The sequence below is a fragment of the Streptomyces sp. NPDC054840 genome, assembly GCF_053611065.1.
The window spans coordinates 1-9633 of record NZ_JBSGZP010000251.1 but is presented as its reverse complement, the minus strand read 5'-3'; the positions used below and the strand labels follow the sequence as shown (position 1 = coordinate 9633).

The 9633-nt window shown below is 69.6% G+C and carries 9 protein-coding genes; 5 read left to right on the top strand and 4 right to left on the bottom strand.

Translation table 11 applies throughout. The features are described 5' to 3' along the window. The first annotated feature begins 312 nt into the window (after positions 1–312). Positions 313–888 carry an NADPH-dependent FMN reductase gene (locus tag ACWGIU_RS19205; protein ID WP_453707322.1) on the top strand — a complete coding sequence of 192 codons (576 nt, stop codon included), beginning with the start codon at positions 313–315 and terminating at the stop codon, positions 886–888. A gap of 230 nt (positions 889–1118) precedes the next feature. On the opposite strand, the gene ACWGIU_RS19200 is transcribed toward ACWGIU_RS19205, so the two are convergent. The 3 genes from ACWGIU_RS19200 to ACWGIU_RS19190 form a co-directional block, all read right to left on the bottom strand. After that, positions 1119–2333 (bottom strand): hypothetical protein, encoded by a 1215-nt coding sequence (locus tag ACWGIU_RS19200; protein WP_453707320.1) that lies wholly within the window; start codon positions 2331–2333, stop codon positions 1119–1121. 418 nt (positions 2334–2751) lie between these two features. Next, positions 2752–3483 carry a hypothetical protein gene (locus ACWGIU_RS19195; RefSeq protein ID WP_453707318.1) on the bottom strand — a complete coding sequence of 244 codons (732 nt, stop codon included), beginning with the start codon at positions 3481–3483 and terminating at the stop codon, positions 2752–2754. A gap of 257 nt (positions 3484–3740) precedes the next feature. Next, positions 3741–3974: a hypothetical protein gene (locus ACWGIU_RS19190; protein WP_030652784.1), complete on the bottom strand. Its 234-nt coding sequence runs from the start codon at positions 3972–3974 to the stop codon at positions 3741–3743. Between the two features lie 795 nt (positions 3975–4769). On the opposite strand from ACWGIU_RS19190, the gene ACWGIU_RS19185 reads away from it, so the two are divergent. After that, a complete protein-coding gene (locus ACWGIU_RS19185) occupies positions 4770–6923 on the top strand; it encodes a hypothetical protein (RefSeq protein WP_453707316.1) in 2154 nt (717 codons plus the stop codon). Further along, positions 6920–7513 (top strand): hypothetical protein, encoded by a 594-nt coding sequence (locus tag ACWGIU_RS19180; protein WP_453707314.1) that lies wholly within the window; start codon positions 6920–6922, stop codon positions 7511–7513. Before ACWGIU_RS19185 ends, ACWGIU_RS19180 begins: the two co-directional genes overlap by 4 nt. Positions 7514–7601: 88 nt before the next feature. Here the strand turns inward: ACWGIU_RS19180 and ACWGIU_RS19175 are convergent, their stop codons facing one another. Further along, positions 7602–8474: an enoyl-CoA hydratase/isomerase family protein gene (locus tag ACWGIU_RS19175; protein ID WP_453707312.1), complete on the bottom strand. Its 873-nt coding sequence runs from the start codon at positions 8472–8474 to the stop codon at positions 7602–7604. A gap of 122 nt (positions 8475–8596) precedes the next feature. On the opposite strand from ACWGIU_RS19175, the gene ACWGIU_RS19170 reads away from it, so the two are divergent. Then, positions 8597–9004 (top strand): winged helix-turn-helix transcriptional regulator, encoded by a 408-nt coding sequence (locus ACWGIU_RS19170; RefSeq protein ID WP_453707310.1) that lies wholly within the window; start codon positions 8597–8599, stop codon positions 9002–9004. Positions 9005–9296: 292 nt separating this feature from the next. Beyond that, on the top strand, positions 9297–9633 hold a 337-nt coding region (locus tag ACWGIU_RS19165; RefSeq protein WP_453707308.1), incomplete at its 3' end, for a sigma factor.

Sequence of the window (9633 nt, the reverse complement as noted above, 5' to 3'; positions counted from 1 at the left end):
CGCCCAAGCCCCACGACGATGACCCTCATTGGCTACCGGACGGACAGGATGCACCGGAGCCTTCCCGCTGCGGCCGGGCCACGGGAACAGCGCGGTGCTCGAAGCGGTCACCCGTTACCCCACCGACCCGACTGCGGCGCGGTCTTCGAGTGCCCGCAAGACAACCTGTACGTGCCGACGAAGACCAGGACGGACCGGCTGACGCTGGATCCGCAGGAGCGCGGAGTCGGCGGGAGATCCCGCGGCGCTGACCGCCGGCCGTGACCCACAGCGCTTTGACCTCAACCGGACTTGATGTTTTAGACATGGGTCATGACCACTCCACTGCGTATCGCACTCGTCGTCGGCAGCACCCGGGAAGGCCGGTTCGGGCCCACCGTCGCCCGCTGGTTCGAGACCGTCGCCGCCGGCCGCACCGACATCGAACTCACTGTCGCCGACCTGGCCGACGCCGACCTCCCGGCACACTGGACCCCCGACCTCTCACCGCGCGGCCGCGCGTTCGTCGAGCACCTGGCCGGTGCGGACGCCTACGTGGTACTCACCCCCGAGTACAACCACTCCTTCCCCGCCTCCCTGAAACAGGCGATCGACGTAGCCGGACAGGTCTGGCGCCGCAAGCCGGTCGGTTTCGTGTCCTACGGCGGCCTGTCGGGCGGCCTGCGCGCCGTCGAGCAACTACGCCCGGTCTTCGCCGAACTGCACGCCACCACGGTCCGCGAGACGGTCAGCTTCCACCAGTTCCCCTTCGACGAGGCCGGGATGCCCCAGGACACACACAACGCCGGACAAGCCGCGGAGGTCCTTCTCGACGACCTCCTGTGGTGGGGCCACGCCCTGCGCACAGCACGCCGAGACAACGAGGCGAGGAGCGAAAGCGCCGCCTGACAGCGCCGGCGCCATCCCCCACACCTGAAGCGTTCCTGCGTCCCGCTTTTGTGGCTGTGCGGAGCCAAGGGCCCCGGCCGGGCGGCCCCGCCCAGCCGGCAGGCCCTCCGGGGGACCCGCCGGGAACGGGCGGAACCCCACCAGGAGCACCAGGACGGGCGGGACGGCGGGGGGCGGCAGGCGGCAGGGGTGACACACCCTGTGCCGCCGCCCCCGGCCGCTCCCGGTCCTCAGGTGCGGACGGCTCGGGGCAGGCCGGGGGCAAGCAGTGCCTCCAGGCGTGCTTGCGTCAGCCGGAGGTAGCGGGGGTCGAGCGCGGGCAGGGCCCCCAGCAGGGCGACCAGTTCGGGCCCCGACTCCACCACCGTCGCCCGGTCCTTGAGCTGGGTCCAGCAGTACAGAGCGCCCGCCGCCGCGGCATAGGCCTCGGGTCCGGCCGCACCCTGGGCGGCCAGCCGGGCCTGGCACGCCCCCATCCACAGCCCCGTGGCCAGCGGGAAATCACCCGCCATCCGCGCCAGGTCCGCCCGGATCTCCGCCCACTGGACCGCCTGCTCGGAGGAGTACCCGTAGGTGTACCGGACGTGTTCCTCCCAGGCCCGGGCAAGAGCGGCCGCCTCGAGATGACGGCCCTCGCAGGCCAGCGCGTGAATGTGCGGCCGCGGATCCCCGCCCCACACCCCACCGGCAGCCTGGGCGGAGGCCGGTCCGGCACCGTTCTCCTGCCACCCGTGCACACCAGGCCCCTGCACACCCGGTCCCTGGCCGCCAGGCCCCTGCCCACCCGGCCCCTGCACGCCCGGCCGTTGCCCGGCCTGCTGGTGCGCTTCCGACGGCGGCTGCTGCGGCTGTGGGACATGGCGCATACCCAGCTCACGGGCAGTCGGCAGGACCAGTGCACCCGGCGGAAGACCCGCCGCCCCCGCCGCGAGAGCATGCAACTGCACATCGGCCGGCCGGACCGGACCACGACGCAACTGCTCGATCCAGTGCCGGGTATAACCACTGACCGCACCCTCACCCGCGGCGAAACCCGGCGGACACACCACCCCGTAGACCTCGGCACACGCCAACGCGGGCAGACCGCCGTCCTCCTGGAGCAGCGGCCACGCATCCCTGTCCGCGGCCAGATCGACAAGTACGGTCGTGAGCCCCGCGGGGCGGCCACGCAGTTCGCGTTCCAGCCACTCCCACGGCAACGCCGTGTAGCGGACAGCGGCCTGTGTCGTCCCGGCCAACGCCAGATGAAGCCGGCGCCCCCGCCGGTCGGAGGTGAGCCGGCCCGACACATAGAGCAGCAGCGGGCCTGGCGTAGCGGCCGCCGTACGCAGCCGCGCCAGAACCGTATTCGGGTCACGTACCCCGTCCAGGCACACGGTATCGGTAGGAATCTCGCTACCCAGCAGCGCCGAGGCCGGCACCATCGCGAGAGCCGCAAGATTCACGCTGGGAGCCAGACCTACCGTGCGGCGACGCACAGCAGCGTCCCCCGCTATCAGGAGGACATGCCCCCGCTGCTGCCCCGGTCCGTTGAGATACATGAGCAGACCGTACCCACCCCAGGCCCACCACCATGAACAAGACCACCGCGCACACCTGAACAGCGTCGCAGAGATTGAGCACGCCAGATCTGCAGCCGAACACCGGCAACAGCGCCACCACCCAAGCTCGCGCCGAGCGGGCGGACGCTCAGGCCTTGAGCCGGGAGGTCACCGCCGAGGCCGTCACCCCGCGAGTGTGGCGCGCCGCCCACGCCCGGATGGCGCTGCCCCGGGGACGCAGCGGACGGGAGCCCTCACCCGGGGAGGGTAGCCGCAGGTCTGGTGACCTGCCCATCACTCACGCCGGGACCGGCACCGTGGGTCAGCCCGCCGCGTCCCAGGCCGTCATCGGACCGTCCAACCAGGCGGGTGGCAGCTCGGCGGAGTCCCACTCCTCCCGCAGCTCGGTCGCTGCCGTGGTGAGCCGCTCCAGCACGGCGACGCTGGTAGGGGAGTGCAGAAGGGAGTAGCGGCCGTGGATGGCGGTGGCGCTGGCGGGCCCGTACTCCACGTACAGCCGCTCCAGACGGGCCCGGTGCGCGGCGGCGAACTGGGCCAGCCGGCCGGCGTACCCGGCCCGCTGCCGCGGGGTCATCGTGGCGAGGACGGCAGCGAGCACCTCATCGGTGACCTCGGGGTCGAGGTCGGAGACGGCGGTGAAGGTGAGGTAGAGGGGGGTGACGGCCGCCTTCGCCCGCTCCACCTCCATCCGCCCGACCGGCGGCCGGGCGTCCGGGGCGGCGGTGGTTACGCCGGGGTCGACGGTTTGCCGCAGTGCCCGTTCGGCGATCCCGCCGAGCTCGTCGGTGACGGCACGGGCACCGTCCAGCCAGCCCGACTCGTACTGCTCGCCCTTGGCTTCCGGTACGGTCCCCCCGAATCCGCCGATCTCCTCGCACGCGCCGGCCAGGGCTCCCGCCTCGACCAGGGCGATCAGGCCCTCCGCATCGTCGGCGGCGACCCCCGCCCGGCCGAGCAGCTGGAGCAGCGTCCTCTTCACGTTCAGGATGCTGACCGAGTCCAGCTCCTGCCGATGCTCTTCGGCGGCATGCATCGGATCCTCCTCATCCCGTGGGCGGCGCGGTGCGCTTGCGCGGAGCGCACCGTTTGACGATTCAACGTGGGACGGGCCCGCTGTGATCCCTACGGATGCTCTGCTGCTGACTACTGCATCCGTTCAGCGGAACGAGCGCCTCAACCTGACCGGCGTGAACCGGCGTGACCGGCACGCGTGCAAGGCGTGGCACGCCTCGGTGGACGCCGGGGCCGCACCCGCACGCCCCGGCCGCGGCCGTGTCTGCGGGTCGCACCTCAGATGATGTGTATGCGCTCCAGGGCGCCGGCGGTGTCGCGGATCATCAGGTCGTTGCCCTTGGCCCGCTCGTTCTCGATGAAGCCGAGCAGGAGCACCGCCCGGTTGATCACGTCGGACTTGCTGACGCCGCTCGCGGCGGTCAGCTCGGAGACGATGGTCACCGCCGGGGGGCACAGGGTCACGGAGTACCGCTCGCTGTCGGGGTGCGCGGGAAGCTGTTGCTGATCCATGGTGACGCCCTTCCGTGGAGCTCTCGAGACCGATGTGCACCATGATTGCACCAAACGCGTGCACCTGTGCAGCATTTTTGCTCAGTGATCGGGCTGCGGTGAGCCGCTCGCTACCACGTGGTCGACGCGTATTCGAGCGGGTTTGGCGGTACCGGGACGGCGACACGTTCGGGTGGAGCTTCAGGGACCTGGAACGGGCGGTCGCCGACAGGCGGGCCGCCTTGCCCGGCTGGACGCCAGTCAGGCAGCCCACCCCAGGGGCAGGCCGCGAGCAGACCAGCTTCGGTTCGGAGTACCTGGACGGCTGGTTGGCCGAGCGCCGGGCCGGCCTCCCTGCTTGGCTCGCCACCTACGCGGAACGGCCCGACCGCTGGAACTTTTCCCGGCCTCATCGGACGAGTTGGAGGCAGTCGCTCGTCGGCTGGTGTCCGGCCCGGCCGAGTTGTCGCCGTACCCGGAGTTCACCGATGGTGCCGCTTGATACCTCGGCGAGGTCCTGCGGCCGGCGAGGCGCGCGCAGTGGTCCTACCACCAGGGCGAACCGACCCAAGCCACTATGTTCGCCGGTCGTCCGTTCCTCGATCAGCTGGTCCCGGACGGAAGGGTGACGGTGCCGTTCCTGTTGCTCCAGATTGTGCTCGCCAAACGCGACCCGGTTTGCTCGTTCAGATTTTCGAAGGGCTCATTTGACCTACTCCCGGCCGGCACGCGCCGATATGTTGGAGATCGCATTGTCTGCCGAGGGGAGCTGGGGACATGGGCGGACGCCGGCGATTTGTGGCGTGGTCTACCGTGTTGACACTGACGGTGCTGATAGGGCCGGTCGGTTATCCGGGTTCAGGCTCGGCCGCGCCGAAGCCGGTACCACTGGCCAAAGTTGACGGGCCCCCACCAAAATCGCACACACTTCCGGGTGAATTCAGTCCCGCTTCAGCCGGCCCGCGACAGACCTACGACTACGAGAACCCCGCTGAGTGGCTGCGGGACCGACCGGAGCCGCAGCGCCATGAGATGGACCGGGCGCCGCTCAACCCCAAGGCCAAAGTGCTCGGTACCTGGGAGCACTGCCTGAAGGCGTGGCAGCGATATCGATCGGACAAAGAAGCCCGGCTGACGCAGTACAACGCCAACCCGGTGGACAGGAAGCCGAGTCCCGTGCTGCAGTGGGACAAGTGGATCCGGCAGTACATTGCGAATCAGGGCAACGACAATCAAGGCAGCGCCTTCAGAATGCATGTCGCGCAACGGCTCAGGCTCGGTTCGAATTTCGGCTGGCAGACCGAATCGTACGTCTCAGAGGTGAACCGCTACTACGACCTGGCCAACAAGGAGCTGGGCCTCTTCTACGAGGTGAAGTCCGGCAAGCGCATCAACACGAATGAGCTGGCCCGGGACAAGGCCTTTATCGAGGCCGAGCGGGGCAATGCGAACCCCCGCAAGCTGGTGTACATCTTCTCGGACGAGCCGGCCGAAGCAGCCAAGACCGCATTGCAAAAGGCCGGCATCCCGTACTACGTGGTGTCGGCGCAGAAAAACCTGATATCCCGGGGCGGGGCCGACCGGGGCGGCGCCGAGAGCGACGACCCGAAGAGCGGGCCGCAGGGCGGCCCCACCTCCCCCGGCGACATCCTGCGCGCCCCTGCTCAGTATCAGGCCCCGGCCGCGGCGCCGTCGAACATCGCGGAGTCCGGCGACACCTCGGAGGAAGCCGCCGAGCTGCGCGAGGTGAACCAGCGACTCGCCACGGAATCCGGCCACCCCGAACTGGCCGAGGACCTGGGTGGCGTCGACTTCTCTACGCTGGAGCTGCGGTACGTCTCCGACACCTATCACAAGGGGTCCGGCGTGCAATACGCGTTCAAGGCCGACGCCTCGCCTGCCGATCAGGAGTCCTTCGGCGGCCGGCGCGCCGCGCAGCTCGCCTCAGACTCGTTCTTCGTCTGGCTGGAGCTGCCACCGTCCGCCTTCACCGTGAATCTCAACCCGGACGAGCCGGACCGGATCATCGACGAGAAGTTCGGCAGGACCGACGCCGGACGGGTACTGCTGGAAGCCGACCTGGCTATGAAGAAGTCGGTCGCGCAGTTCATCCATCCGGACACCCCCGGCGGCAAGAAGCTCTGGGACGCACTGCAGGGCGACACCAAGTGCCTCTCGATGCGGCAGTGGATCGTGCCCGACACCGCCACCGTCCGGGACAACGAGAACGAGCTGTACATCCTGGACGCGCCGCTGCTGGTGAAGATGGAGTCGGACATCGTCAAGGCTCAGGGCGTCGGGGGCGCCGCAGGCTGCGGGCAGCAGGACGAGGCCAGCACCCGGCACAACGAGGATGTGTACCGTACGACGATCCTGCCGCAGGTCCAGGAAGCGGTGAACCACGCGCCTGAGTACGCCGACCTGCGCCGGGTCTATGCCAGCCGGGTCGCCGCCGAGTGGTTCCGCGGGCGCAGCAGCACGAAGAGCACCGCGTACTCGGACCTCATCGGCAGGGGCGACATCAGCCGCTGGACCTCCCAGGAGGACTGGACGCCGCGTGAGGTGTTCGACCGCTACGTCCAGTCGTACAAGAACGGCGAGTTCAACGTCACCCACACCACCACCGAGGGCAACACCGTCTACACGAGGACCTACGTCTACGGTGGGGTGGATTTCAGCCGGATCGATCAGAACCGGGTGAGCGCCGCCGCGTTCGCCAAGGACCACCCGTCACTGGCCTCCTCCGCGCGCGAGTCGCTGAACGGCCCGAGCAGCGAGGGGCGCGAGGTGTGGCTCGGCGGTCAAACCACTGCCGTGCCCACGGCCGAGGCCTTTGCCGTCCCCGTTCCGGCGACGTCGAAGCCGCTGTTCTACGCGCTGGCGGCCCTGCCACTCACCGCTTGGATCGTGACGGGCGGTGTGCTGTTGCGCCGACGCCGGGCGATCTCGGCGACAGGGGCCCGCCCGTGACCACGACGAGGGTGGAACAGCCACCGGCGCCTCCAGGCGCTGTGTTCGCGGCGAGCTACCTGTTCGCCGGGGTCGGCGCGCTGACCCTGGTTTCCGCAGTCGGCACGTTCTTCGCCATCCCCGAGTTGAGCCACCGTCAGAGCGAACGCGCCGGTGACCGCGCGGCGGGCGACCTGGTCGGGTACGGACTGACCGTGTTCGTTTTGCTCGCGATCGTGTTCTGCGCCGTCTGCCTGGTGCTGGCCCGCCTCGACGCGCGGGGAAACAGCCCGGCCCGGGCGCTGACCTGGGTCGTCGGCGGACTGTCCGTCTGCTTCGACATCGCGCTGCTCACTGTGGGCTTCTACGACTCCGTGCCCTGGTACGCCGGCATGACCCGGATCGTGACCGTCGGAATGCTGCTGCTGACGATCGGTTCGGCCCTTCTGCTGGCCCTGCCCGCTTCCCACGGGTATTTCCGTGTCATGTCACCGCCCGGCCACCGTGCGCCTCCACCCGGCCACCTCGCGCCTCCCTCCGGCCACCTATCGCCTCCACCCGGCGACCCTCCACGGCCAACTCCTCAGGGGCACGTCGACCGGTCGCCGTGACGGCGGCCATGACCGCCCTGGCCCGGGCGCGCGTGCGAGAGGGCCGCCACCCCTCGCGGGATGACGGCCTGGACCTGCCGCGCCCGGCCTACGACACCGGTGAGTACGCGGGGCCCTCCTCCGGGTGTTGTCCGGTCAGCCCCCGGAGCAGACCTTCCAGATCGCGCTCGCCGTCACGGGTCTGTGCGCCGCCGGCCAGTCCGCCGCGGATCAACCGTTCGGCCGCGGGGCGAACGAACAGATCCGCCCAGGCGTCGTGCTCCCGCAGCAGCCCCTCGGCCAGGTCCTCGGGGACGATGGCGCGCTTGGTCGCCGCGATCACCCCCTCCGGCAGGGCGGCGATGTTGCGGGCGAGGCGGTCGACGATGCCGTCGAGTTCGTCGGCGGGAACGGCCCGGTTGACCCAGCCGTAGGACTCCGCGGTTTCGGCGTCGTAGAGGTCGGCGCCCAGCACCGCCTCCAGGGCGCGATGGCGGCCGATCCGGCCGGCGAGGTACTGCGTGCCCCCTCCACCGGGGACGATGCCCATGAGAGCCTCGATCTGGCCGATCCCCGCACGCCCGATCGCCGCGAAGGCCATGTCCGCGGCTGTGACGAACTCCGCCCCTCCCCCGCGGGCGATCCCGGCAAGCTTGACCATGGTCACCTGGGGCTGGTGCCGGAGCAGCTCCCCCAGGGCCTGGAAGACGTTGACGCCTTCCGGAAGGTGGCCCGCGAGCTCGTCGAAGGCGTCGGGCGTGTCGATGAGCGTCATGTCGACGTGGGCGATGAAGAACTCCGGGCTGGCGCTGTCGAACACGATCACCCGGACCGACCCGTCGTCCCTCAGCGCGGTCAGCAGGTGCAGGAGGTCGGCCATCAGGGCGACGTTCAGGACGTTGACCGGCGGGTTGTCGAGGGTGACGCGGGCTATGCCGTCCTCGAAGCTCACCCGCAGGGTCGCGTAGGCGTCATGGTGCATGAAGATCTCCGATTGGTACCCGATATGCATCTAGGTTCCTGATGCATACTTACAGTCCGTCGGGGGACAACAGGCGTCAATAACGCACTTTGGGCATCGCAAGGATCGCGAAGGATACCGACATGGCCCTTTCTGAAACCGGCACCGGCAACGGCAACGGCACGGGCGCTGCCATCACCACCGTCTACCGATCCGACTGCCCCAGCCGCCCGATCCTCGACCAGATCGCCGACAAGTGGTCGATGATGGTGATGACGGTCCTTGACGAGCCCACTCGGTTCAACGAGATCAAGCGCCGTCTTGAGGGCGTGACCCAGCGGGTCCTGACCCAGACCTTGCGCCGCCTGGAGCGCAACGGGATGGTCGTGCGCCGCGTGCTACCGACCTCTCCGGTCGGGGTCGAGTACTCCCTCACCCCGCTCGGCGCATCCCTGCGGGAGCCGTTCGGCCGGTTGTACGACTGGACGGTCGACCACGCGGACGAAATACATGCGCACCAAAGGGACTACGACGAACGCATGCAGAGCTGAGAAGGCGTGCCCGGGCCGTCCCGGGCCGACGCCCGCCCACACACTCCGGCTGCACCCCGAGTCGACTTCAGGGACTCGCCGTCCTCCTGTACGGGCAACTGCACGCTCAGTGTGCCGGTTCAGGCGGCGACGACACCCCGCAGTCGCAGGGAGGTGGAGATGGTGGGTTTGCTTGCAGCCCTGCAAGGGTGCACACTTGCGCGAATTCCGGTCGGGCGCAGCGTCGCACCCTGATGACGGATGTACCCGGAACCGACGCCCGGGTCATCAGCAAGCCTCACGGGAGCACGTGTTGAGCACACCGGGTAACGCCCGTCAGCAGCATCTCCGAAGCCTCAGCGACGGGGAACTCTGTGCCTTGCTGCGCGGGCACACCTCGCAGTCCGACGCGGCGGTGAGCGCCGTGATGGATGAGGTGTTCGCCCGTCACCATCCCTCGGTGCTCGCCTACGCCCGCACGTGCTGCCGGGACATGGCCACCGCCCAGGACCTCGCCGCCGAGGCGTTCGCCCGTACCTACCGAGCCATCGCCTGGGGTGCCGGACCCGAGTACGCCTGGCGGCCCTACCTGCTGACCTGCGTGCGCCGTCTGGCGGCCACCTGGGCGCGGGATGCCGCCCGTACGCGGC

Bases quoted from the DNA above. Each gene is read 5' to 3' on its own strand.
- ACWGIU_RS19170 (WP_453707310.1), top strand. From the start codon at position 8,597: ATGGCCCTTTCTGAAACCGGCACCGGCAACGGCAACGGCACGGGCGCT.
- ACWGIU_RS19195 (WP_453707318.1), bottom strand. From the start codon at position 3,483: ATGCATGCCGCCGAAGAGCATCGGCAGGAGCTGGACTCGGTCAGCATC.
- ACWGIU_RS19205 (WP_453707322.1), top strand. From the start codon at position 313: ATGACCACTCCACTGCGTATCGCACTCGTCGTCGGCAGCACCCGGGAA.
- ACWGIU_RS19190 (WP_030652784.1), bottom strand. From the start codon at position 3,974: ATGGATCAGCAACAGCTTCCCGCGCACCCCGACAGCGAGCGGTACTCC.
- ACWGIU_RS19175 (WP_453707312.1), bottom strand. From the start codon at position 8,474: ATGCACCATGACGCCTACGCGACCCTGCGGGTGAGCTTCGAGGACGGC.